17 protein-coding genes are annotated in these 23,403 nt (G+C 61.4%); 12 read left to right on the forward strand and 5 right to left on the reverse strand.

The annotated features are described in order from the left end of the window. Positions 1-907: 907 nt before the first annotated feature. Positions 908-2,287, reverse strand: coding sequence for a recombinase family protein (locus E1809_RS17220; protein WP_133205471.1), 1,380 nt, complete (start codon positions 2,285-2,287; stop codon positions 908-910). Further along, the gene (locus E1809_RS17225; RefSeq protein WP_235835663.1) at positions 2,221-3,276 is read right to left on the reverse strand and encodes a CpaF family protein; all 1,056 of its coding nucleotides are present in this window, start codon (positions 3,274-3,276) and stop codon (positions 2,221-2,223) included. Before E1809_RS17225 ends, E1809_RS17220 begins: the two co-directional genes overlap by 67 nt. A gap of 562 nt (positions 3,277-3,838) precedes the next feature. Here E1809_RS17225 and E1809_RS17230 point away from each other — a divergent pair. The 4 genes from E1809_RS17230 (at position 3,839) to E1809_RS17245 (ending at position 11,940) form a co-directional block, all read left to right on the forward strand. Next, the gene (locus E1809_RS17230; protein ID WP_165962365.1) at positions 3,839-6,280 is read left to right on the forward strand and encodes a polysaccharide deacetylase family protein; all 2,442 of its coding nucleotides are present in this window, start codon (positions 3,839-3,841) and stop codon (positions 6,278-6,280) included. A gap of 266 nt (positions 6,281-6,546) precedes the next feature. After that, positions 6,547-8,979: a lysozyme gene (locus tag E1809_RS17235; RefSeq protein WP_235835659.1), complete on the forward strand. Its 2,433-nt coding sequence runs from the start codon at positions 6,547-6,549 to the stop codon at positions 8,977-8,979. 199 nt (positions 8,980-9,178) lie between these two features. Then, the gene (locus tag E1809_RS17240; RefSeq protein ID WP_165962366.1) at positions 9,179-10,198 is read left to right on the forward strand and encodes a substrate-binding domain-containing protein; all 1,020 of its coding nucleotides are present in this window, start codon (positions 9,179-9,181) and stop codon (positions 10,196-10,198) included. Next, on the forward strand, positions 10,195-11,940 hold the full coding sequence (locus E1809_RS17245; RefSeq protein ID WP_133205474.1) for a DUF2142 domain-containing protein: 1,746 nt from the start codon (positions 10,195-10,197) through the stop codon (positions 11,938-11,940). Before E1809_RS17240 ends, E1809_RS17245 begins: the two co-directional genes overlap by 4 nt. Positions 11,941-12,026: 86 nt before the next feature. Here E1809_RS17245 and E1809_RS17250 read toward each other — a convergent pair whose 3' ends face one another. Genes E1809_RS17250 through E1809_RS17260 form a run of 3 tightly spaced genes read right to left on the reverse strand, consistent with a single transcriptional unit; the run spans position 12,027 to position 15,228 of the window. After that, complete coding sequence (locus E1809_RS17250) at positions 12,027-13,436, reverse strand: sugar nucleotide-binding protein (RefSeq protein ID WP_133205475.1); 1,410 nt, start codon at positions 13,434-13,436, stop codon at positions 12,027-12,029. A 3-nt stretch (positions 13,437-13,439) separates the two neighbouring features. Beyond that, a complete protein-coding gene (gene rfbB / locus E1809_RS17255; RefSeq protein ID WP_133205476.1) occupies positions 13,440-14,438 on the reverse strand; it encodes a dTDP-glucose 4,6-dehydratase in 999 nt (332 codons plus the stop codon). A gap of 34 nt (positions 14,439-14,472) precedes the next feature. Continuing rightward, on the reverse strand, positions 14,473-15,228 hold the full coding sequence (locus tag E1809_RS17260) for a glycosyltransferase (RefSeq protein ID WP_133205477.1): 756 nt from the start codon (positions 15,226-15,228) through the stop codon (positions 14,473-14,475). A 98-nt stretch (positions 15,229-15,326) separates the two neighbouring features. On the opposite strand from E1809_RS17260, the gene E1809_RS17265 reads away from it, so the two are divergent. The 8 genes from E1809_RS17265 to E1809_RS17300 all read left to right on the forward strand — a co-directional run bounded on the left by E1809_RS17265 (position 15,327) and on the right by E1809_RS17300 (position 23,403). Beyond that, positions 15,327-16,565 (forward strand): polysaccharide biosynthesis protein, encoded by a 1,239-nt coding sequence (locus tag E1809_RS17265; protein WP_133205478.1) that lies wholly within the window; start codon positions 15,327-15,329, stop codon positions 16,563-16,565. Positions 16,566-16,575: 10 nt separating this feature from the next. Continuing rightward, positions 16,576-17,508, forward strand: coding sequence for a glycosyltransferase (locus E1809_RS17270; RefSeq protein WP_165962367.1), 933 nt, complete (start codon positions 16,576-16,578; stop codon positions 17,506-17,508). After that, a complete protein-coding gene (locus E1809_RS17275) occupies positions 17,505-18,275 on the forward strand; it encodes a glycosyltransferase family 2 protein (RefSeq protein ID WP_374102709.1) in 771 nt (256 codons plus the stop codon). The genes E1809_RS17270 and E1809_RS17275 overlap by 4 nt, the downstream gene beginning before the upstream one ends. Continuing rightward, on the forward strand, positions 18,275-18,673 hold the full coding sequence (locus tag E1809_RS17280; RefSeq protein ID WP_133205480.1) for a DUF2304 domain-containing protein: 399 nt from the start codon (positions 18,275-18,277) through the stop codon (positions 18,671-18,673). The genes E1809_RS17275 and E1809_RS17280 overlap by 1 nt, the downstream gene beginning before the upstream one ends. Positions 18,674-18,681: 8 nt before the next feature. After that, positions 18,682-19,569, forward strand: coding sequence for a glycosyltransferase (locus tag E1809_RS17285; protein WP_133205481.1), 888 nt, complete (start codon positions 18,682-18,684; stop codon positions 19,567-19,569). A 9-nt stretch (positions 19,570-19,578) separates the two neighbouring features. Continuing rightward, positions 19,579-20,496 (forward strand): glycosyltransferase, encoded by a 918-nt coding sequence (locus E1809_RS17290; protein WP_235835660.1) that lies wholly within the window; start codon positions 19,579-19,581, stop codon positions 20,494-20,496. Positions 20,497-20,568: 72 nt separating this feature from the next. After that, on the forward strand, positions 20,569-21,432 hold the full coding sequence (gene rfbA / locus E1809_RS17295) for a glucose-1-phosphate thymidylyltransferase RfbA (protein ID WP_133205482.1): 864 nt from the start codon (positions 20,569-20,571) through the stop codon (positions 21,430-21,432). A gap of 9 nt (positions 21,433-21,441) precedes the next feature. Next, the gene (locus tag E1809_RS17300) at positions 21,442-23,403 is read left to right on the forward strand and encodes a DUF6541 family protein (RefSeq protein ID WP_133205483.1); all 1,962 of its coding nucleotides are present in this window, start codon (positions 21,442-21,444) and stop codon (positions 23,401-23,403) included.

Genomic DNA, 23,403 nt, shown 5'->3' on the forward strand with positions numbered 1-23,403 from the left:
CAAAGCTCCCTACGCGCGTGACGATGGTCGGGTTGGTGTTGACGCCGCGACAAGGCGGATCCGGAGTGAGAACTATGTCAGCCAAGGCGCGAATGAGTGAGGCAGCCAAAGTAATCCTCGTTCATCTTGCCGAGAGCTTCCCAGCCAGCCGCCGTAGCGGACCAGTACCTACCGAATATGGCAGGCGGCAGTAGCTTTTCGCGGCGCGGTCGGCGGTCGCCATGGAGCTGGGCTGGAAAAGTCTTGGCCAGAGCCCTGGGCAAGCAGATTAAGAAGGGTTCACCATCCGGTCACTGGCACTTCGGGGATTTCCACAGCAAGTCAATGTTTGTGAATAGACCGAAATCGACACTACTATTTCCACAACAAGACGCTAGGCCCCAAAGCCGCAGATAGTTTTTATTTGCGTTGGCGGCGGGACTTTACCGGACATTCATGGCGCCACGATATACACACTCGCTTTGGAATTGCTCAGTAATTGCCACTAATCACGAGTGCAACCAAACAAAATCTAATTCCTGCACATGCGCCTCCGATCTGACGTCGTCTTGTCCTTCAACCAAGCGACAAATGGAATACGTGAGGCGACGAGCCTGCGTTGGTAATGAGGAAGCACCGCAACCGTGCTGGCCGCTGTGACCCGAGCATCGCACCCGGCACGTCCCAGGACAGGAATCTAGGCCGCTGTTGCACGCCTCAGGCACCCTCCGGCATTTGGCCCCGTTCGTGTTGTTGCGCGCGTTCTACTGCAGACACGGTGCGGGCGTGCAGGGCAGGGTCGAGGGTGACAGTTCCACTAAGTCCCTGAGCCGTTCTGGTCCGTGCAATCCATTCATTGACTTCTTCTGTGTTGAGCTCCATAAAAGCCCTATGCGGCCCGGAAGACCACGGCTGTCACTGGAGCGCACTATTGCCTCCATTCAGGAACGATACGGCCGGCATCGAAAGATTTGGGTCCCGTGACCTGTCGTCGCGGCATGACCACAACCTTTACGAAGATGTCGTCCAGAATGGCGCGCCGGACGCTAGTAGCCATGCCGTCCCATGCGACTCGGAGCATCGCGCCGGTCGTGAGGTTCCGCGGTCTGATGATCGGCACTGGCAAGGCCGACTTTGCCCGTTCGACTGCGGCGCGTGCTGCTTGCCATTCGGAGCGACTGATCGATCCGAGTGCATAGTCTGAGGCTATTTCCTCCAGTCTGGCGTCCAGAGCCCCTGTCTGTTCCAGCCATTCGGAGGTGGCTTCGGTTTGACCGACAACTCTTGCATCTTGAAATTGAAATGCAGCCTCAGCGAGCCAGGCTTCCGTTTCCGCGGACACGATGGTCGTGCCTCCGCATGCCGCTGAGCCCTCGTTCTTTGGGCAGCGGTAGCTTTCCTTCTTCGTCCGCCCGTTGATGCACTTGACCATGCCGGTCCCGCATTTACTGCAGACGAGCAGACCGGTCAGAAGGTGCTTTCGAGCCCCGCCCCTAATCCCATCGGACCGTCCGGGCGCGAACCTCGCCCTGAGCATCGCTGACGTCTCCTCCGAGATGATGCCCGCCCACTGCCCTTTGGCCGATACTTTGCCCCGGTGTACGCGCAGCCCGGCTATACGCGGCGATTTAAGGATGTTCCTGATGCTCGCGGCCCTCCAGGCGGCACCCCGCGCCGTCGGGATGCCCCGGGCAGTGAAATCCTTCGCAATGGCGTTGAGTCCTTCACCGTGAAGTACACGGGCTGCCATCTCCGTGATGACGGCGGCCTCTTCGGGGACTATTTCCGCGTCTGCCGTGTAGCCGTAGCACGCCTGCCCTGGCCACGCTCCGGCTTCCGCGAGCTCAAGATGCTTTCGGATCAGACGCATCTTGGTTTTCTCGACCTCTCCAGCGGCGAACGCGGTCACCACGCGGGCCATTGTCCGGCCGTCTGGATTGCTCAGGTCAATGAAGCCGTTGGTGGCAGAGTAAATGTTTATCCCCGTCTCTGACGCAAGATCGATCCAGTCCTCCAACTCACGCGAGTTGCGGTGAAGGCGGTCGGCCGCGTAAACGACCACGACGTCAACCTCTCCGGCCTCCATGACAGCTTTGAGCCGGTTATAACCCTCTCGTTTCTTTCCTCCAGCGGCCGAGATGTCATTGTCCTCGAACTTCTCGTCGAGAACGCTCCAGCCCTTGCGCTCCGCCAAAGCGAGACAATCCTCCAATTGGCGAGTTACCCCGAGCCCCTCAAGGGTCAGGTCCTTAGATATGCGTGTGTAAATCGCGGCACGCGCATTCGCGCCGTCCTTATCTTGTTCCATGGTGTTGACCTATGCCGGTTACCCGGCGACGGGTGTCGCGTCGGTGCACGCCATGATTGAAGCACGGCGTCGTGGGCCGAGTTTGCGTGGACCGTGCACATCCCGGGAAGTCCGGAATTCAAAGCGATCAGCATGTCGAGGCTTTCAGCTTCGCGGACTTCGCCGATGACGAGACGATCAGGCCGCATGCGAAGCGCCTCTTTGACGAGCCGTCGTAGCGGAATCTCGCCGTGGCCTTCCAAGTTCGGCTGGCGACATTGAAGGCCGACGACGTCGCGCAACGGAAACTGAAGCTCAAAAATCTCTTCGACGGTGACGACCCGTTCGCGGGAGCCGATGTTTGCCGCCAGGCAATTGAGCATGGTGGTTTTCCCGGCCTGGGTAGCCCCGGAGACAAGGATGTTCAAGCCACTTGCCACCGCGGCTCCGAGGAACCGGGCAGCCTGCGGGGTGAGCGTGCCGAGGTCCACCAAATGTTCGAGCCGGCTTGCCTTGACCACGAATTTGCGGATATTGACCGCCCAATGCCGGCGTGTCACGTCAGGAATGACGACGTGAAGCCGTGAACCATCCGGGAGGGAGGCATCGACAAATGGGGTAGATAGGTCCAAGCGCCGTCCCGAACCCTTGAGCATCCGTTCCACGAGGTCGCGGACTTGCTGCTCGCTCAGGCTCACGGATGTCAGTTCGGATTCACCGTTGCGGGCAACGTAGACCTCGTTGGGCGCGTTGAGCCAGATTTCCTCGATTGTGGGGTCGTCCAACAGCGGTTGGAGCGCCCCGAATCCCGCAACGGCGTCGAACACATGCTTACGGGCGTTGTCCATATGCCCCAAAGGGGGCAACGTCCCCAGCAGGGCGCGTTCGTCATAATCGCCGACGGCTGCCTCGACGAGGCGGTGTACCTCGGCAGCCTGGTTCGACGGGTCCAATCCGCGTCGGCGGATCAACTCGCGTACTTCATCCTCGACGATGCGCAGAGCATCCATCATTCCCCCAATACGACAGGCACCTGGGCGCCACAAAAATCGTCAATGGGATTAACGTTAGGTGAGGATACTGCAGAGAACCAAGTCAAATTCTTCCCTTGTGGATAACTCTGTGTCTCAGCAAGCATTTAGCCAAAGCCCCGAGTTTGCACAGGAACTTCCAACCATCGCTTTGTGGTGGCCCACGCATCGTCTCATCCACGAAATCACCCGGTTATTTACCGACTACTCGAGTGTTGTCCGCGGTTAAATACGAGTGTTGACACCCTTTAAACGCGCTCGTACCGTCAGGACATCGGCGGTTACACCGTGCTCCGAAAACAGGCGAATTAGGGCTGTTTCACACGTTGTGCATGCCGGATATTCCAGAATAGTAAAAAGCCACGATGAGTGCTGGGGAACTCCATTTGTGCGGCGGGCGCGCAGCACTGAAGGTCTCACCAGTCGAGTTGCGGGCGCGACGAACGGACTTGGGATGCAAAACAAGTGGATGGTGGCTTCCCGCAGTGGGCGGGGGCACCCCGACGGGGGCCCGGAGAGGCCTTCGAAAAAGGCGGCTGCCATGGGGGCGGCCGCGCTTCTATTGGCAACGCTTTTCAACGCGGCACTCATAACGCAACCGGCGCAAGCAGCGGGTCCGCTCGTGGTGACGCTGACGTTTGACGACGCCAATGGTGATCAAGTCGCAGCGGCGAACTATTTGAACTCGAAAGGGCTGCACGGAACGTTCTTCCTCCCTTCCGGTTACCTGAACGCGCCGACCTACATGACCACAGCGCAGGCGCTTGCCCTCCAATCAGCAGGGAACGAGATTGCCGGGCACACAGTCACACACCCTGACCTTGCCCAAATGGACGCGAACGAGGTCAAACGCCAGATCTGCAATGACCGTGTAAACCTGACGAACATGGGCTTCAGGGTGACGAACTTCGCCTATCCGTTTGCGTCTGCTACTGCCGCGGTTGAACAAACGGCGGCGGATTGCGGTTACAACAGCGCGCGTGGCCTCGGTGACCTGAAGAGCAAGGCCGCCCCGACCCTGACCGACGTAGCGGAACCGCTGCCGGTCCCGGCGGCGGACCTCTATTTCACGAAGGCACCGGACGAGGTGGACAACACCTGGGCTTTGAGCGACCTGCAGACTGTCGTCACTCAGGCCGAATCCGGTGGTGGGTGGGTCCAGTTGACGTTCCACCACTTTGATTCGACAACGGACCCGCTGTCGGTCACCACGGCCAATTTCCAGGCCTATGTGGACTGGCTCGTCACTGAACAGGCGGCAGGCCGGATTGTGGTCAAGACGGTCAGCCAGGTCATGGCCTCGCAATTCCCGGATCCCACGAACGCAAACCTCGATGTGGACAAGCCGCTCGTGAACGGACCTGCGGCACCGCCGCCGATCACGGTCGGAAACCTGATCCAGAACCCGAGCCTCGAAACCGCCGGCCCTGTGGCCAGCGGATTGCCCTACTGCTTCGCGATTGGTTCTTATGGAACGCAGACGTCTACTTTCACGAACGTCAGCCCGGGCCATACCGGGAACGTCGCCGAACAAATGGTGACGACGGGGTACGTGGACGGCGACGCCAAGCTCTTGCCGACATTGGACCTTGGCCAGTGTGCTCCGAGCGCGACGCCCGGTCACACGTACCAGATGTCCGCCTGGTATAAATCGACTGCCTCGACCCAATTCGAGCTGTATTACCGGACCGGGCTAGGCACATGGACGTACTGGACGGCCAGCCCGCTCTTCGCAGCAGCGACGAACTGGACCCAGGCAACATGGACCTCGCCGCCCGTTCCCGCTGGAGCAAGCGCCATCAGCATGGGCCTCAACCTCCTGAGCAACGGCACTCTGGTTACCGACGACTACGCCCTGTACGACTCGATCTCGGTGGCGAGCACGTTCAAGTCGATGACTCCGACGCGGCTGCTCGACACCCGAAACAGTGCGGCAGTAGGACCTAACGGAACCGTTTCGTTCCAGGTCGGCGGCGCCAGCGGTATCCCGGCCAACGCCTCCGCAGTGACGTTCAACCTGACGGTAGCCAATCCGACGTCGAACGGTTTCGTGACGGCCTATCCTTCCGGGACTGCTGCCCCGGCCACGTCGAATATCAACTACGCGCCTGGACAGATCGTCCCTAACCTCGTGACAGTCCCGGTAGGTTCGGACGGGAAGGTGACGCTCTTCAACTCATCCAGGGGAAGCGCGCAATTGATTGCGGACGTCTCCGGATACTACGTTCCGGCGGCTACGAGTTCACCGGGTGAGTTCCAACCGATGACGCCAAGCAGGTTCCTCGATACCCGCAACAGCGCCGCAGTGGCTCCCGGTGGGACGGTTTCGTTCCAGGTCGGCGGCGTCAGCGGCATACCTGCCAACGTCTCGGCGGTGACGTTCAACTTCACCGTGGCCAACCCGACGTCGTTCGGTTTCGCCACAGCGTACGCGTCGGGTACCGCCCGGCCGAACGCATCGAACCTGAACTTCGCCACAAACCAGATCGTGCCGAACAGCGTGACGGTCCCGGTGGGAGCGGACGGTAAGGTCACCCTGTTCAACGGCTCGCCTTCGGGAACTGCCCAGTTCATCGCCGACGTCTCCGGCTATTACCTGGGTGGCGGTGCGGCAACCGTTTCGGGCGCCTTCCAGCCGATCAATCCGACGAGGTTCCTCGATACCCGCAACGGAGCCGCTCCGGTGGGACCTAACGGGACCGTATCGTTCCAGGTGGGCGGCGTCAGCGGTGTTCCCGCTACGGTAGGTGGCGTCATCTTCAACCTCACGGTGGCGAACCCGTCGTCGTTCGGATTCGTGACGGCTTACCCGGCCGGCGCGGCAGCCGTGCCGAACGCGTCCAACCTGAACTACGCGACCGGCCAGATCGTTCCGAACCTCGTGACGATACCTACGGGGACGAACGGTCAGGTCAGCCTGTTCAACGCGTCGGGCGGCACGGCGCAACTCATCGCGGATGTCTCGGGTTACTTCATCCCCTGATAGTCCGCATCTGAAGTAAAAACTTCCGCCCTGGACCGCAACCGCGGTGCAGGGCGGAAGTGTTTTTGCGTCCAAGCGGAACGATGGATTTTCGCGCCCCTCTGGTCACAAAAATCCCATTGACCACATTAGCATCACCTTGCACATCGATGTTATGGTGGGCTTCGAATTTAGCCTTACCAATAGCCAGCCGTCGGTTTTTGTACGGGCGGATTATTCACCGTGCCGCCCCTACCGGGTGCCGGTAATCTCGTGTGGAGCCAAGAATGAAGACCACCAAATTTAATGCCTCTGCCTCCACCATCAGGGCGCGCCGCGTTCGTGATGTCGCGATAACCGCGGTTTGCGGGGCAATGGTCATTCTGTCTTCAGCAACGACGGCATTGGCGTCACCAACAACCCCTGCGCCGTCCCCCACCGTGCCGGGCCCGACGGTGACTTCCGCGGCAACGCCGTCACCGTCGCCAACAGTGGCGCCTACTAGCGGACAGCAGACGACGGCGGCACCCGCCACCCAGGCGCCGCCGGCACCGACGACGCAGGCGCCGGCGCCGTCGCCTAGCCCGACGAGCCAGACCGATGAAGAGCGCAAAGCCGCCATGCGCAAGGCCGCCGGACCGGGTGGCGCGCAAATGGGCCAACGCTCACCGCGCGTGCAGGGCCTCCTCACGGCACAAAGCACCTGGACGCCTCCGTTTGGCATCCAGGGCCTCGACGTTAGCTCTTACCAGCCGTCCGTCGATTGGCAGGGGCAGTGGAACATGGGAGCCCGCTTCGCCTACGTCAAGGCAACTGAGGGCAACTACTACACGAGCCCTACCTACGCATCGCAGTACTCAGGCGCTCGTAGTGTCGGGATGATCCGCGGCGCCTACCACTTCGCGATCCCCAGCTGGTCCTCGGGCGCGGACCAGGCGAACTATTTCGTCCAGAACGGCGGCGGCTGGAGCTCGGACGGGGCAACGATGCCCCCGGTCCTCGACATCGAGTACGCGCCATCCTACGTGGGAACCAACAGCTGCTACGGGATGTCGCCGTCGGCGATGATCAGCTGGATCCACAACTTCGGCGACACTGTCCGCTCGCTGACCGGCCGGTATCCCATGATCTATTCGACGACCGACTGGTGGCAGACGTGCACGGGCGACGCGACCGGATTCAGCGACTACCCCCTCTGGATTGCCTCGTACACCACCAACACGGCGATCGGAACGCCAACGAACTGGTCCACATTCAGCGTTTGGCAATACAGCAGCACCGGACCGTTCGCCGGCGATTCGAACGTGTGGAACGGGGACTACGCGTCCTTGCAGATGTTCGCTGGAAATCCGGCGAAGGGTTCTTTCGATTCCCTGTCGTTGGTCCGGGACACCACCTCGGCATACCTCAGGGTGACCGGCTGGTCGGTTGACCTCGCCCAACCCTGGGTGTCCACTCCCGTGAATATCTCGGTGACTGACCCCAACAACGCGACAAACACCTATTCCTACACAGCCAACAGCTACCGGCCCGACGTCGACGCTGCCTTCGGCTACGGACCAGCACACGGTTTTGACAACAACATCCTGATCACCAAATCCGGCACGTACAAAGTGTGCGCCACAGCCGTAAGTATCAACGGGAACGTCGACCTTGGCTGCAAGACCCTTCAGGCCTCCGGCGTCGAGCCACCTATTGGTTCCTTCGATTCACTGACCCAGGTCCGCACCCCTACCGATGTCTCGCTCCGCGTGACCGGATGGGCTATCGACCGCGCCAACTCCGGCACGTCTTCCTTCGCCGATGCCTACGTCACCGACCCGAGCGGCCAGACCACCGGCTACCGGATCACGGCCAACACCTCACGACCGGACGTCGGAAACGTGACAGGCCTCGGCTCCAACCATGGTTTCGATAAATCCATCAGCCTCAGCAAGGCCGGAAACTACCATGTGTGCATGTACGCCATCGGGCAGTACTACAACACTGCGCTGGGGTGCAAAGACATCAGCGTTGGATCCAACCCGCCGCCGAAGGGGTACTACGATTCGATCCGGATCAACCAGGCTCCAGGCGCTGCAAGCCTTGTCGTGACCGGTTGGGCGTTTGATCCCACCAACACGGCTGCCAGCATTCCGGTCCACATCTACGTCCAGGCTCCGAACGGATCGAACGTCGGGACGGCGTTCACGGCAAACCAGTCCCGACCGGACCTGAACAACGCGTTTGGAATTCCTGGGAATCACGGTTTCACCGCGTCGCTGCCGCTCAGCACCACGGGTACCTATACGGCGTGCGCCTACGGAATCCCCGTCGCGCCCCTCGCATCCGGCAACACGACACTTGGGTGTATGACCATCCAGGTGAGCAACACTCCGAGCCCCAACGGGTACCTCGATTCCGTCGGAATAGTCACGGTGTCCGGACAGGCGAATGTGAAGGCAACCGGATGGACCTATGATCCCGCTGTGCCGGGCACGTCGACGCCGGTCCACACCTACGTCACGTACCCGGACGGGACCCGCACGGGTTACGTCTTCACCGCGAACGGCGCGCGGCCGGACGTGAACAACGCCTTCAACATCACTGGAAACCACGGCTATTCAACCCTGGTCCCCATCACCCAGCGGGGCCGGTACACCGTCTGCACCTACGGAATCGGGATCGCGCAGTTCAGCTCAGGCAACGTGCTCCTCGCCTGCCAGTCCCTCAACTACTAGGCGCTGTGGCGGACCGAGGACACTCGTCCGCGTCCATCAAGATGCCACGCCTGAATCAGGCGGGTTCCGGCCCGCCTGATTCAGGCGTGGGGCGTTTCAACGGTTAGGGTTATCAAGACGCAAGTCTCAGCTATACCTGTAATCGAAAGGACCCCCGGTGCATCATCGGTCGATTCGCCGAGCGACAGGATGCCTTCTGTTGCTCGGCATCAGTTTGGCCGCTTGTGCCAGTCCCCCGGCAAAACAACAGGACATCCGCGGTGCACTCACCGCGATCGGGAGCCCCATCCAAAGCGATCCGATCGGCTCCTGGGCAAGCGCCTGGCGGAAGACCTACCCAGCGACGTCCTTGAGCTACTCGCCGGATGGATCCGATGTAGGACTCAATGCATTGGAGACCGGCCAGGCATACTACGCGGCGCTCGATGCACCGCTGACGGCGCAACAGCAAGATTCGACCAAGGCACAATGCGGCCCGGGCGGTGCCTTCAGCGTCCCCACTTCGGTGACCTCCATCGGCGTCGTTTTCAACATGCCGAGCATCCGGAGCCTGAAGCTCTCCCCGGAAGTACTGGCCAAAATCTTCTCCGGCAGCGTCAACCGATGGAACGACCCCGCCATCGCCGCAGTCAACCCGGGAACAACGCTCCCTGACTCCCCCATCGTGCCAGTCACCGCGAGCACGGCGTCCGCGCTGACCACCGCGAGCACCCGCTACCTCTCGACATCGACAGCTTGGACCAGCGGTGTCACGAACAAATGGACCAAAGTTCCCGGCGGACAAGAGGTCAAGAATTTCAGCGACGTCGCCAAGAAAGTGGACGACACCGCAGGCGCCATAGCTTTCATGGATTCGGCATCGGGATCCCGCTTCGACACCGCACTCCTGTCGTTTGGCGGCGACTTTGTCAGGATGTCCAAGGACTCCGTAGCCGCAGCGGTCCAGGACGGCACAACCAAAACCTCAGGAACCGGCGTCGAATTCCGCCTTCCCGACAAGACTGATCACGGCTACGCCTTGGGAAACGTGAACTACCAGGCATTCTGCAGCACGTACAAGAACGGGCAGATCGCGTCCCTCGTCAGGTCCTGGGCAGACTTCGTGGTCGGCTCCGACGGGCAGATCGCCTCGACCTACTTTGCAGGCGTCGCGTCGCCAAGCGAAGAATCCTTGCAGGACGCATCACTCCTGATAGACAAGATCGGGAGTGAACAATGATCGAAAAAGCAACAACGCCCGCTACGACAAGCACGCCCACAAGCACGGCCACCGGCACCACATCATCGCAGCCGGTACCGGCGTCCGGCCGTTTGCGGTCGCGGGCCCGGAACGTATCACCCTCCACCAAAGCCGGTTTCGGATTCTTCATCCGGGTCTTCGCGTTGCTGGCAGCCCTGATTACTCTGTGGATCCTCGCCACACCCCTGATGGCCTATCCGGACGAGCCTTCGCACACCATCAAGGCTGCCGCCGTGGCACGAGGCCAGTTCTTCCCGGGCCCAGGCGAGTCCTACGGCAACGGCGTCCACGTGCAAGTACCGTCCTTCATCGCCAATGTCGATTCACAGCGTTGCTTCGCTTTCGACAAAGGGAAACCAGCAGGCTGCGCGCCGGCCATCCCCCTTGGCGATACCTACACGACCATTGGCGTGACCTCCGCTGGCTTGTACAACCCCTTCTACTACTGGTTCGTTGGACTTCCGAGCTTGTTCATGTCCGGTGCTCCGGCGATCTTTGCCATGCGGATTGTGAGCGGCCTCATGTCCGCCGCGTTCTACGCAGCCGGCTTCACGGCACTCTCAAGGCTGCGCCATCCAAAGTGGCCCATGGCTGCAGCGGCGATTGCCACAACGCCGATGGTCTTCTTCCTCGCAACTGGTGTCAATCCGAACTCCCTTGAGGTCGCTGCTTCTATGGCCGCGTTCTGCGGCTTGGTATCAGTGCTCGAGAATTCACGGCAATTGCATCTCGCCAGGCCTGGGATCCTTGCCGTTGGCATCTCAGCCGCCACCTTGGCCAATACAAGGAACGTTTCCCTGTTGTGGCTTTTGTGCGGCGCGATCGTCGCGTGTCTCTTCTTCCGAGGTGCCGACATTCTCGCGATCTTCCGCAATCGCCTCCTCCTCATCGTCGCGGGGCTGTCCGCCATCGGGGTGGCGCTCGGTGTCATCTGGAATTTCGTCATGCTGGCGGCGCCTCCGTCCGCCGGCGAAGCGCCCGCAGGCATATCCAACGCTGTGGAAGGCCTTCGCCCGAGCAACGCTTTCGTGACCATGTTGGACAGGTCCTTCGATTTCGTGAACCAGTACATCGGCGTCGCGGGTTGGCTTGACGCTCCCGTTCCGCAGGCGGTCCTGATTTTCTGGAACATGTTGCTCATGGCCCTAGTGCTGTTGGTCTTCCTCATGCGGCCGGCACGATTGCAGCTCGGTTTCTGGGCGGCCATCGGAATGCTCGCGGTGGTGCCTGCCGCGGTGCAGGCGGCACTCGTGACCAGCAGCGGTTTCATCTGGCAAGGACGGTACAGCCTTCCCCTGTTCGCCATCGCGGTGATTTCGGCCGGTTTGGCCCTTCGCTTCCGGAAGTTCCACTCGAGCCTCATCAGCCGGAGGCTCACCAAGATTCTTCTGTGGGCCACCTGTGCCGCCCACGTATATGGCTTTGTCTACATCCTGCGTCGCTACGTGGTGGGAATCCCGGATTTCGCGAACTGGCTGGTGATGTTCACCAAGCCCGACTGGCAGCCGCCGCTGTCATGGGAAGTCCTGACCGTGCTGTTCGCGATTATCCTCGTGATTGCCGCAGCGCAGCTGTACCGGTTCTTGTACCCCGGGATGCCGTTCCTCCCAAGCGGTGCCAGCCGGGCGCTTCGCTGGGCGACCCGTCGGCCGGCAGCGACGGCAACCGTCGCCGAACCGCTGCGGCGGCAGGACGCCGTCGAGCGCCAGAGTGTCCAGTAACAAGAACTACCAAAGCAAGTAAAAGGGTCTGGCCAGTTCAAATTGAACTGGCCAGACCCTTTTCGCGAGCAGCTGGAAAGTGGAAGCTAGCCGCGCAAGTACGCTGCCAACCTGTCGGAGCTGCTTGCCGGAGTAAATCCCGTGCCCTTGATCTTGCCCAAATCGAGGAAACTGTTTAGGGGCCGCGGTGCGGCTTCCTTGCCGGCGAAGTACTCTTCCGTGCTCACGCCGGTGACGTCTTCACGCGAGGCGCCGCAGAGCTTGTAAACGTCCCCCGCGATGTCCGCCCACGACTGCGCTTCGCCGTCGTTGCTGAGGTTGTAGACGCCGTACGCCGCGCCGGACTCGAGCAGGTGCTTGATTCCCGCCGCGATGTCTTCGGTGAAGCTGAGCCGGCCAATCTGGTCGTTAACGACGCTCGGCTTGATTCCGCGGTCGGCCAGGGATGCCATGGTGCGGACGAAGTTGTTGCCTTCGCCGATCACCCAGCTGGTGCGCACGATGTAATGCCGCGGGACCACACTCACCACCGCATCGCCTGCGGCCTTGGTCTGGCCGTACACTCCGAGCGGAGTGAAGGCTTCATCTTCGCCGTGCGTCCCGGCGGTTCCGTCGAAAACGTAGTCCGAGGAAACATGGACCAGGGTCAGGTCGTACTCGACGGCCGTCTTGGCCAAGCGTGCAACCGCGGCGACGTTGGCGTCCCAGGCGGCCTTGCGGCCTTCCGGAGTCTCGGCGGTATCGACGGCGGTGTAGGCAGCCGCATTGATGATCGTCGAGTAGTTCTTCCAGTTGCGGCCGGTGAACGATTCTTCCTTCGACAAGTCGAAGTCGTCCCGCGCGGCGAACTCAACGGAAGTGTCGCCGTCGTACAGTTCACGCAGCGCCTTGCCGAGCTGCCCGTTGGCACCCACCACAAGTACCTTCTTCGAAGGCATCGGCGTGACGTCGGCCAAGCGCGGATGGGCTTTGTCCTTGTCGGACAGCTCAGCCTGCTCCAAAGGAACCGGCCACGAGATTGCGGCGGTTTCGTCAGCGAGGTTCAGGAAGGTGTACTGGCTCTGGGCGTCCGCGGACCAGTGGTCGTTGACCAAGTAGGTGTATGCGGTGTTGTCCTCCAGCGTCTGGAAGGCATTGCCCACACCGCGAGGAATGAAAATCGCCTGGCTCGGATCCAACTCAGCGGTGAACACTGCACCAAAGGACGGGCCCTCCCGGAGGTCGACCCAGGCGCCGAAGATCCGGCCGGTGGCCACCGAGATGAATTTGTCCCAAGGTTCGGCGTGGATCCCGCGGGTAGTGCCCGCCTTCTCGTTGAAAGAGATGTTGTTCTGGACCGGCCGGAAGTCCGGCAGTCCGAGGGCCACCATTTTCTCCCGCTGCCAGTTTTCCTTGAACCAGCCGCGGTTATCGCCGTGCACAGGCAAGTCGTAGAGAACGACGCCGGGAATGGGGGTTTCGTGGGCAACGAGCGGTTTCGAAAACTCGATCGTCATCGTTTACTGGCCCTGTTCCTTGTACTTGGCCTCGGTGGCGGCCTTCTGCGGGCGCCACCATGACTCGTTGTCCCGGTACCAGGCAATGGTCGCTTCGATGCCGGCATCGAAGTTCGAGTATTCGGGCTGCCAGCCGAGCTCGTCGCGCAGCTTGGTGGAATCGATCGCGTACCGGAGGTCGTGGCCCGGCCGGTCAACCACGTGGTCGTAGGCGTCCGGCGACTCGCCCATGTGCTTGAGGATGAGTTCGACGACGTCCTTGTTGTTCTTCTCGCCGTCCGCACCGATCAGGTAGGTCTCGCCGATGCGGCCCTTTTCGATGATCGCGAGGACCGCGGAAGAGTGGTCGTTCGCGTGGATCCAGTCACGGACGTTCTCGCCCTTGCCGTAGAGCTTGGGACGGATGCCGTCGATGACGTTGGTGATCTGGCGCGGAATGAACTTCTCGACGTGTTGGTACGGGCCGTAGTTGTTCGAGCAATTGCTGATGGTGGCCTGCAGTCCGAAGGACCGGACCCAAGCGCGGACCAGCAAGTCCGAACCCGCCTTGGTGGACGAGTACGGGCTGGAAGGGTTGTACGGCGTGGACTCCGTGAAGCGCTCGGGATCGTCCAGCTCGAGGTCGCCGTACACCTCGTCCGTGGAGATGTGGTGGAACCTCTTGCCGTGCTTGCGGGCCGCTTCGATGAGGGTGTACGTCCCGATGATGTTGGTGTCCAGGAAGGGACGGGGGTCATGCAGGGAGTTGTCATTGTGCGATTCGGCCGCGTAGTGCACCACGACGTCGCAGTCCGCCACCAGCTGGTCAACCAGCCCGGCATCCGCAATATCGCCCTGGACGAACCGGAACCTGTCTTCAGGCAAGCCGCTCAAGGATTCCAGGTTGCCGGCGTAGGTGAGTTTGTCGAGAACCGTGACGCTGTCCTCGGTCCGCTCAAGGACGTAGTGGACAAAATTCGAACCGATGAAGCCGGCGCCGCCGGTGACAAGGAGTTTCTGCATGAGAACAGCCTACCGAACACGGCGCTTTGGACACTCAAGAGCGCCGGCGTACCCGGCGCAGGGCTTCGACCATGAGGCGGAGGATCATGATCCGTGCCTTCACGATTTTTGCCAAGGAACGCCAACCGGCCGGGGTCTGGTTCGAGTCGTGCAACCGGCGCAGCACCGTGGATTCGTCGAGGTGGCGGATCGACCCCGCCATGTTGCCGCATATCGCGAGCCAGAGGTCGTGGGATTCGTTGACGTAGCCCGGGATCGGCACGAAGTAATTCAGAGCGTCCCGCCGGATTCCCATCGCACAACCGTAATAAGCGCGGTATCCGATCAGGACCGCAAACAGGTTCGCCGCGTGCTTGCGGGAGTCGGAGGCCTTAAGCCGCGGAATCCATGGCCTAAGGCCGCCGCCGAGGACATCGAAGTTGCCTGCCACGACCTTATTGTCAGCGAGTGCAGCCAGCATGAGGTCGACCCGGCCGGGAATCCACACGTCGTCCTGGTCCGAGAGCATGATGAATTCGCCCCGGCTCAACCCGATAGCGTGCTCAAACGTCCTGACGTAGCCCTTATTGACCTCCGCAGGGACGAAGCGAAGCCTGGGATCCGTAATACCTTTGACGACCTCGGCTGTGTTGTCCGGAGACGCGTCGTCGACGACCACCAATTCATCGTTCGGCCCGAGATCCCGAAGAATTGAGTCGATCTGTTCTTCGATGTAAAGGGATCCCTTGTAGGCCGCCAGGCAGACACTTACGCGGATTGCCTGCCCGTCCGGCGTCGTCGAATCGTTCATGGACTCCACTCTAGGCGAGTTGCCGGAAGGCCAGCGGACAGGCGCCATCGCGTATCATCGTAAGGTCACGCCGTCGAGCAATAGGACTTTCCCCAGTAATGAAACCCGTGTTGCTGCGACTCGCTGGATTCACGCTGCTCCCCCTTCTGGCGCTGGTTTTGCCCTTCCTCCTGCTGCCCATCATTTCCCGCGTCGTCGGCGCGGCCGGCTGGTCAAGCATCACGTCGGGCCAGGCCATCGGAGTGTTTGCCGCCACTATCATTTTGTGGAGCTGGAACATTTCGGGCCCGGTGTCGATTGCCCGGAGCAGCTCGCCGCAACAACGCGCAAGCATCTATTCGAAGAGCATGCGGATGCGCCTGGTCATTGCTGTGGTGGTCCTTCCGCTCATGAGCCTTGTGGTCGCGCTGGTTGCCCATGACGGCTATCGCCTTGACGCCGTCACCATGGCCTGGTCCACCGCGCTCACCGGGTTTTCGCCTGCGTGGTTCGGGATTGGAACCGGACAGCCGCGGATTTTGGCGGTCTACGATACCCTTCCGCGTTTTTGCGGGGCCCTCTTGAGCGTTCCGCTCATCGTCGCGACCAACCAAGTGTGGATCTATGGGGTCTTCGCGCTGCTCGCGACGATCGTGGCATCCATCGCATTCCACAAGCGATTCGGCGAAGCCGGGACATGGTTCCCGCGGCATCCCGGCACGGCGGTCCGGGAGATTGTTCCTGAGGCCGGGACGGCGGCAATCAACTTCACGGGAAGCGCCTATGCGTCGTCCCCGGTCCCGATTGCGACCGCCACAGTCCCCCTGGCCACAGCGACGGCGGGTTTCGCTTCCGCGGACAGTATCTACCGCTTCGGCCTGTTCAGCGTGGTTGCGGTCGGAAACACGTTCCAGAGTTGGACGCTGGAAGGAAACGCGGAAGATGCCCGACGTCGGCACGCGGTTGCGCTGTTGACGCACCTGGCGCTTGGGGCGGTCGGCGCGCTTGGACTCGGTTTCCTGGGACCGTGGGCATCTACCATCCTGTTCAGCGAAGTAAACAAGGCCGACACCATCACATCCGTCTTCTACGGTTTGTCCTTCTTCTTCCTGTCCGCTTCCACTCCCTTGATCAGGAACCTCCTCATTCCCGCCGGCCACCAGAAGACCGTTCTGACGTGGACGGGCCTCTCGGCCGCGGTAGGCGTCGCCTTCATGGTGGTGGCCGGCTTGGGCTCAAATGTTCCCGGCGTTGCCTTGGGGATGGCCATCAGCGAGGCCTTGCTCTTCTTCGGACTGCTGCTCCCTGCTGCCCGGTTGCTTCCCGCCAAGGCGCTTCCGGTTACTGTGGACAGGTAGGATCGTCTCCGTGATTGAAAGTCCCCAACGCCGAACCGCAGCGGTGATCGCTGCGTTCAACCCCGACGACGAACTGCTCACCAACGCCGCGGCCATCGCCGCCCAGGTCGGCCAACTCGTCGTCGTCGATGACGGCAGCACGTCTCCGACGGCCACCTCGATCTTCGATCACCTCACCGGAACCGGAGTCACGGTCCTCCGACTGGACCAGAACTCCGGGATTGCTGCCGCGTTGAACCGTGGAATCGAGGAACTCGGGTCCACCACCCGTCCTGAATTCGTGCTCACCTTCGACCAGGACTCACTGCCGGTCCCGGACTACGTTTCGCGTGCCCTCGCAACCTTCGATGACGCAACGGCGCAAGGGAAGAAAGTGGGCTTCGTCAGCGCCGAGTCTTTCAGCGGACACCGGGTGCCGGTCCTTGGAACGGCCAACGGCTTGAACGAGGCCTTCGACCCCATGCAGTCCGGGTTCTTCATCCCGATGTCCACCCTCGCGAAGCTCGGTGATTTCGAGGCGGGCTTCTTCATCGATTGCGTCGACTCCGAGTTCACTGCCCGCGTGCGGGCTGCTGGTTACAGCATCCTGATCGGAGCCGGCTGCGAAGTCGGCCATCGCCTCGGAGCACGCCTCCCTGCGAAGATGCTCGGGCGGCCAGTCCGGCTCCGCGGCAACGACTTGTCCTTCAACTATTACTCCCCGTTCCGGATGTACTACATCATGCGCAACGGGACCACGCTCGTCCGCAGGTACTGGCGTCGCAATCCCGTCTGGGTGATCAGGCGCCTTGCGGAAGACGCAAAAGCCCAACTCCTCCGCTTCGCGTTCAGCCCGGACCGGCGGTACCTCGCGATCGCCGCTTGGGAGGGGCTGGTTGACTCATGCCGAGGCCGGCAGGGGCGCATCAGCCAGGATCTCCTGAACCGCATCCAGCCACGATGACTTATAGGAGAACTTTGGAAAATCTTGACTCAACCCGGGTCCTGGTCATCATGCCGGCGTGGAATGAAGCCGAATCCGTAGGCGATACCGTACGGGAAGTCCTCGCCGTCGGCAGGCCCTATGACGTCCTCGTGGTCAACGACGGCTCGACCGATGCCACTGCGGAACTTGCGTCCGAGGCCGGCGCCACCGTGCTGAATCTCCCCTTCAACCTCGGTGTTGGCGGCGCCATGCGTGCGGGCTTCAAGTATGCCCAGCGCCACGGCTACCGCCGCGTGATCCAGGTCGATGCCGACGGCCAACATGATCCCCGGAACATCAGCGAAGTCCTCGCCGGCCTGGAACACGCGGATATCTCCATCGGCGCCCGGTTCGCGGACAAGGGCGAATATAAGGTCAGCGGCCCCCGGAAATGGGCCATGCAGCTGCTTGCGAAGGTCATTTCCGGCCTTGCAAAGACACGCTTGACGGACGTGACTTCAGGGTTCCGGGCGGCGAACGACCGTGCCATCAGCCAGTACCTCGACCACTACCCTGCCGAATACCTCGGCGACACCATCGATTCGTTGGTAGTGGCCATCCGTTCAGGGTGCAAAGTGACGCAGATCCCCGTGGCGATGCGTCCCCGCCAAGGCGGAACGCCGAGCCACAACCCGGCGAAGGCGGCGATCTACCTTGGCCGATCCACGTTCGCGCTCCTTTTCGCCCTCACCCGTAAGAGGTCAATCATTCAATCCGTTTCATCGTCGGCCCAGGGAGCGTCCTAGTGGGAAACCTAGCTGCCTTCCTCCTCGCCTTGGCGATCGTAGGGATCGTCTTCGAAATGCTGCGCCGCAAGAAGTTGCGCGAGAAATACGCAGCCCTGTGGCTCGTTGTCGGAACCGGAACCCTGGTGCTCGCGGCGTTCCCGCGGCTGCTCAACATTGTTGCCGAACTCGTCGGCGTCCAGCTTCCCTCGAACCTGTTGTTCATCATCAGCATCTTGCTGCTGCTGGGAGTATGCCTGCATTTGTCGTGGGAAATCTCCGTGGTTGAAGATGAGACGCGGACGTTGGCCGAAGAGGTCGCGATTATGCGCGCCCAGCTCGAGCGGCTGCAGAACAACGCATCGCCACGCTTGAAAGGCTCCGAAGACGAGTCTTCGACTCCCTCCAGCCCGAAGTAAGGAACCGAATGGCCCTGGATATCTTCATCCCCTATTGGGGGGATCCTGATTACATGCGGCAGGCCGTCGACAGTGTGCTGGCCCAGGATTCGGACGATTGGCTCCTGACCGTCGTGGACGACGCCTATCCGGGCGACGAAGTCCGCCGGTATGTCGAGGGACTCAACGATTCGCGGGTCACGTACATCCGCAAGGAAACCAACCAAGGCATCACCGAGAACTTCAGGACCTGCGTCTCCTTGGCGACACAGGACATCCTGGTGGTCATGGGTTGCGACGACGTCCTCCTGCCGAATTTTGTCAGTGTGGCCCTTCGCGCACACCGGGCGTTCCCGGAAGCGTGGATCATCCAGCCTGGCGTCGAAATCATCGATGAGGCCGGGGAGCCCGCACGTCCCGTTGTTGACCTCGTCAAGCAGCACCTCGTCAAACCGCGCGGCTCCCATGCGAGGGTGGTCGGCGGAGAGAAACTGGCTGTCAGTTTGCTTCACGGCGACTGGCTTTATTGGCCGTCGCTGGTTTTCCGCCGTGACAAGATCACGAACTTCGATTTCCGCGACGGACTCCACGTCATCCAAGACCTCGGATTGATCATCGACATGGTGCTCGCCGGAGCCGGGCTGCTCATTGAGCCGGAAGTCAGCTTCGCGTATCGCAGGCACACCGGCAGCGCGTCGTCGAAAAAACTGCTGGACGGCTCCCGTTTCGCGGGAGAGCGCGGATACTTCGAACTAGCTGCAGGCCTTTGCCTCGAGAAGGGGTGGAAAAAGGCGGCGCGCGCCGCGGGATTGCGGCTGACGTCCCGCGCCCACGCCCTCTTCCTCTTGCCCAGCGCCGCGATCCATGGCGGCCCGGCCGCCTTCCGTTCGCTTCTCCGGCACACCATCGGAAAATAGGAAATCTACGTGCACGCCGATAAAGAATCGCCGACGAAGCTGGAGCGGGTTGCCGCCGTCGTCACCGCCTTTCGTCCAACGCCGCATTTGCTCGACAACGTCACCTCCTTGCTTCGGCAACTCACCACAGTGGTAGTGGTCGACGACGGCAGCGGTCCCGGTTTCGACGCCGTCTTAGACGCCGTGACGGGCGCCGGGGGCAAGGTGCTGCGGCTCGAAAGCAACTCCGGAATCGCCTCGGCCCTGAACGCGGGAATCGATCTGGCGCGGAGCAGCACACCAGTTGATTACATCGTCACGGTCGACCAGGACTCACTGCTGACCGCCGAGTACGTTCAACGCCTCGTCGAAGCCGCCGGCGCCGCCGAATCGGCCGGAGTAACCCCGGGACTTGTCTCACCCGCGCGAATCCATGGGAATCCAGTCAAGACGGCCGGTTCCAAATCCGGAATCCAGTTGGGCCGGGAACCCATTCAATCCGGACTTCTGATCCCTGTTTCCACGCTTGATGCGATCGGGAACTTCTGGGACGGGCTCTTCATTGACCTCGTGGACACCGAGTACTATTTCCGTGCCCTCGATGCCGGCCTCCCCACCGTCCTCGCGGATGCGGAATTCGACCATTCCCTCGGGACCTTGGTGGACGCGGACATTTTGGGGAAGGGCATCTCGTTTGGAGAGCGTCCGCTGAAGGTCCGCATCGCCGCATCGTGGCGCTACTACTACATCTTCCGGAACCGGATTCTCGTCAGCAGGCGGTACGTCAAGGAACATCCCGGATGGGTTGCCTCCGGCGTCCTCCTGGACCTGCGCCACCTGCTGTTCGTCACGATGTTGGCTCCCGGCCGAGCGGCCAGGCTGCGCTCGGCACTCAGGGGAACCATCGACGGTCTTCGCGGCAAGAGCGGGAAATCACACACCGCATAGGGGCGCTTCCAGAGGGCTTGACACAGTTCATTGGTTTTGCTGCGGACTGGCAGGTAAGGGATGATGTAGACCATGCGTGGAATCATTCTTGCCGGTGGTACCGGCTCCCGACTGCATCCGATTACTCACGGCATCAGCAAGCAACTGGTCCCGGTATACGACAAGCCGATGATCTACTACCCGCTCTCCACGCTCATCTTGGCCGGAATCCGCGACATCCTCGTGATCACCACTCCCCACGACGCGGAGCAGTTCCAAAGGCTCCTTGGCGACGGATCGCAATTCGGTGTGAGCATTACCTATGTCCAGCAGCCCTCCCCGGATGGACTCGCACAGGCGTTCATCCTCGGTGAAGACCACATTGGCAATGACACTGTGGCCCTTGTCCTTGGCGACAACATCTTCTACGGCCAAGGAATGGGAACGCAGTTGAGGAAACACGCCAACATCGATGGCGGCGCTGTCTTCGGTTATTGGGTGAAAGATCCCAAAGCCTACGGCGTGGTCGAATTCGATGAAGACGGCAAAGCAATCTCGCTGGAAGAAAAGCCGGCGCATCCGAAATCGCACTACGCGGTTCCGGGCCTCTACTTCTACGACAACGACGTCGTGGACATCGCGAAGAACCTGGAGCCTTCGGCCCGCGGTGAACTCGAAATCACCGACATCAACCGTACCTACCTGGACAAGGGTAAGCTCCACGTCGAGATCCTTCCCCGCGGCACCGCCTGGCTCGATACCGGAACTTTCAACGACCTGAACGACGCATCGAATTTCATCCGGACAGTGGAAAACCGCCAGGGCCTGAAAATCGGAGCTCCCGAGGAAATCGCATGGCGTCAAGGGTTCCTCACCGACGACGAACTTCGCGAGCGTGCCGATCCCTTGGTCAAGAGCGGTTACGGAGCATACCTCCACGGCCTGCTGGAAGACTAGTCCCCGCCTGTGTGGTGGTCTGTACTGCCGCAAGTAGTCGGCGCTGCATTTTTGCTGGTTTTGCCCGGCCTGCTTGTCTCACTGGGATTGCGCTACCGCGGGTTCGATGCCTTGGCGCTGTCTCCCGCGTTGTCGGTTGGCGTAATAGTCATAGCGTCAACTCTCAGTCCTTTCGTCAACGTCCGGTTCAACGTTCTGCCCGTAGCGGTAGTCGCCGTGGTGCTTGCCGCAGTCGCCTGGTTTGCGTCGAGGTCGCGGCGCGGCCACGCCACGGTGTTCAAGCCTGGAACGTGGGTCCGGATCGTCCCGTTCGCCGCTGCCGCGCTTGCTTTGATCGTGATCAGCGCCCGGGTCATTCAAACCATCGGCGATCCGGAGCATTTCTCCCAAACGTACGACGCCGTGTTCCACTTGAATTCGGTCAAGTACGCCCTTGATACCGGGAACGCTTCTTCGCTGACCATAGGAAACATGACAGGCGGCGGATTTTATCCTGCCGGTTGGAATGCCGTAGCCACCTTGGTCGCAACGACTTTTGGCTTGGACGTGCCCGTTGCGGTGAATGTCACCAGCATCGTCATCGCAGCCGTCTTTTGGCCGCTCAGTTGCCTCCTGCTGGCGCGGTGGGTGGTCGGGCGTTCACCGGCCGCAACCATTTCCGCCGGGATTGCCTGCGCCTCCTTGGGAGCCTTCCCTCTCCTGATGATGGATTTCGGCGTCCTGTACCCGAATCTGCTCTCAATCAGCGTTCTGCCGGGCTCCATAGCCCTTGCTGCTGCCATCACCCGGGTCTCCCCCGGCTGGGTTCCCAGGGACCTTCCGTCGTGGCTTGCGCTGGCCCTGAGCCTGTCGGGCCTCGTCGTCGCGCATCCTACGACGTTCATGGCGTGGCTGACCTGGACGGCCCCGATGACGGCAGTCCTTGCTTGGAAGATCGTCAAGCAACGCCGCATGAATGCCCAGCGCCTGGCAAAGCCCCTTGCCGGGTTTATCGCTTACAGTGTGGTTTTCCTCGCTCTTTGGATCGTCCTCCGGCCACCGTCCGACGCGTCGTTCTGGGGTCCCTACCATACGGTCCCGCAGTCCTTGGGCGAAGCGATCGTTTTCTCGCCGCTGGACTCGCCGCCCGCGTGGCTCGTGGCACCGGTTGCCCTCGTCGGTGTGTGGGCCTGCGTGAAGTCCTTCCGCTACCGGTGGGTTGGAGGGGCCTTCCTGATCTTCACTGTCCTGTTCGTCGTGGTTTCCGGATTCCCGATCTCCAGGCTGAGAAACCTGCTGACCGGCGTTTGGTACAACGACAGCTTCCGCATCGCGGCACTCCTCCCTGTGGTCGCGGTCGTGCTGGCGGCGGTGGGCGTCGAATGGATCTGCCACAAATCCGCCTTCTTCGGGAAGGTCCGCAAGAGCTTCACTTCCCGGTCCTTCGGGTCCGCGGTACGCCCTGCACTCCGCCTGCCGGTTCGAGCCGCGGCGCTGCTCGTCATCGTTGCCGCAGCCGTCTACCTCGGCCAACTGGGGGCTGTGGACAAGGAAGTTGAGCAGGCCTCTTCGAAATACGCGATTGCGGCAGATTCTCCCTTGGTATCGACCGACGAGCTGGCGGTCTTCAAGAGGCTCCACAACGATGTGCCCCAGAACGCCGTGCTGATCGGCAACCCATACACCGGTGCCTCGCTCTCGTACGCACTGGGTGACCGCAAATCAGCGCAGCTGCACATCCTCAGCTACGTATCTCCCGGCCTCCAGGAGATTTATGACCACCTCGGCGCCGTTTCCCAAGATCCCGCGGTGTGCAAGGCGGTCAAGAGCGAGCACGCCTACTACGTCCTGGACTTCGGGCTGCTGGAGGTCCACGGCGGCAACCACACCCCGGCCGGCCTGATGTATTTGGACCAAAATCCAGGCGTCAAGCTGATCGACAGCCAAGGAAGCGCGAAGGTCTACCAGATCACGGCTTGCGGGGCGGGCTGA

This window comes from Arthrobacter terricola (assembly GCF_004354015.1).
Taxonomy (GTDB): Bacteria; Actinomycetota; Actinomycetes; order Actinomycetales; family Micrococcaceae; genus Arthrobacter; species Arthrobacter terricola.

Coding starts and splice junctions, on each gene's coding strand:
- E1809_RS17220 (WP_133205471.1), bottom strand. CDS start 2,287: ATGGAACAAGATAAGGACGGCGCGAATGCGCGTGCCGCGATTTACACA.
- E1809_RS17260 (WP_133205477.1), bottom strand. CDS start 15,228: ATGAACGATTCGACGACGCCGGACGGGCAGGCAATCCGCGTAAGTGTC.
- rfbB (WP_133205476.1), bottom strand. CDS start 14,438: ATGCAGAAACTCCTTGTCACCGGCGGCGCCGGCTTCATCGGTTCGAAT.
- E1809_RS17245 (WP_133205474.1), top strand. CDS start 10,195: ATGATCGAAAAAGCAACAACGCCCGCTACGACAAGCACGCCCACAAGC.
- E1809_RS17225 (WP_235835663.1), bottom strand. CDS start 3,276: ATGGATGCTCTGCGCATCGTCGAGGATGAAGTACGCGAGTTGATCCGC.
- rfbA (WP_133205482.1), top strand. CDS start 20,569: ATGCGTGGAATCATTCTTGCCGGTGGTACCGGCTCCCGACTGCATCCG.
- E1809_RS17265 (WP_133205478.1), top strand. CDS start 15,327: ATGAAACCCGTGTTGCTGCGACTCGCTGGATTCACGCTGCTCCCCCTT.
- E1809_RS17230 (WP_165962365.1), top strand. CDS start 3,839: ATGGGGGCGGCCGCGCTTCTATTGGCAACGCTTTTCAACGCGGCACTC.
- E1809_RS17250 (WP_133205475.1), bottom strand. CDS start 13,436: ATGACGATCGAGTTTTCGAAACCGCTCGTTGCCCACGAAACCCCCATT.
- E1809_RS17285 (WP_133205481.1), top strand. CDS start 18,682: ATGGCCCTGGATATCTTCATCCCCTATTGGGGGGATCCTGATTACATG.
- E1809_RS17275 (WP_374102709.1), top strand. CDS start 17,505: ATGACTTATAGGAGAACTTTGGAAAATCTTGACTCAACCCGGGTCCTG.
- E1809_RS17235 (WP_235835659.1), top strand. CDS start 6,547: ATGAAGACCACCAAATTTAATGCCTCTGCCTCCACCATCAGGGCGCGC.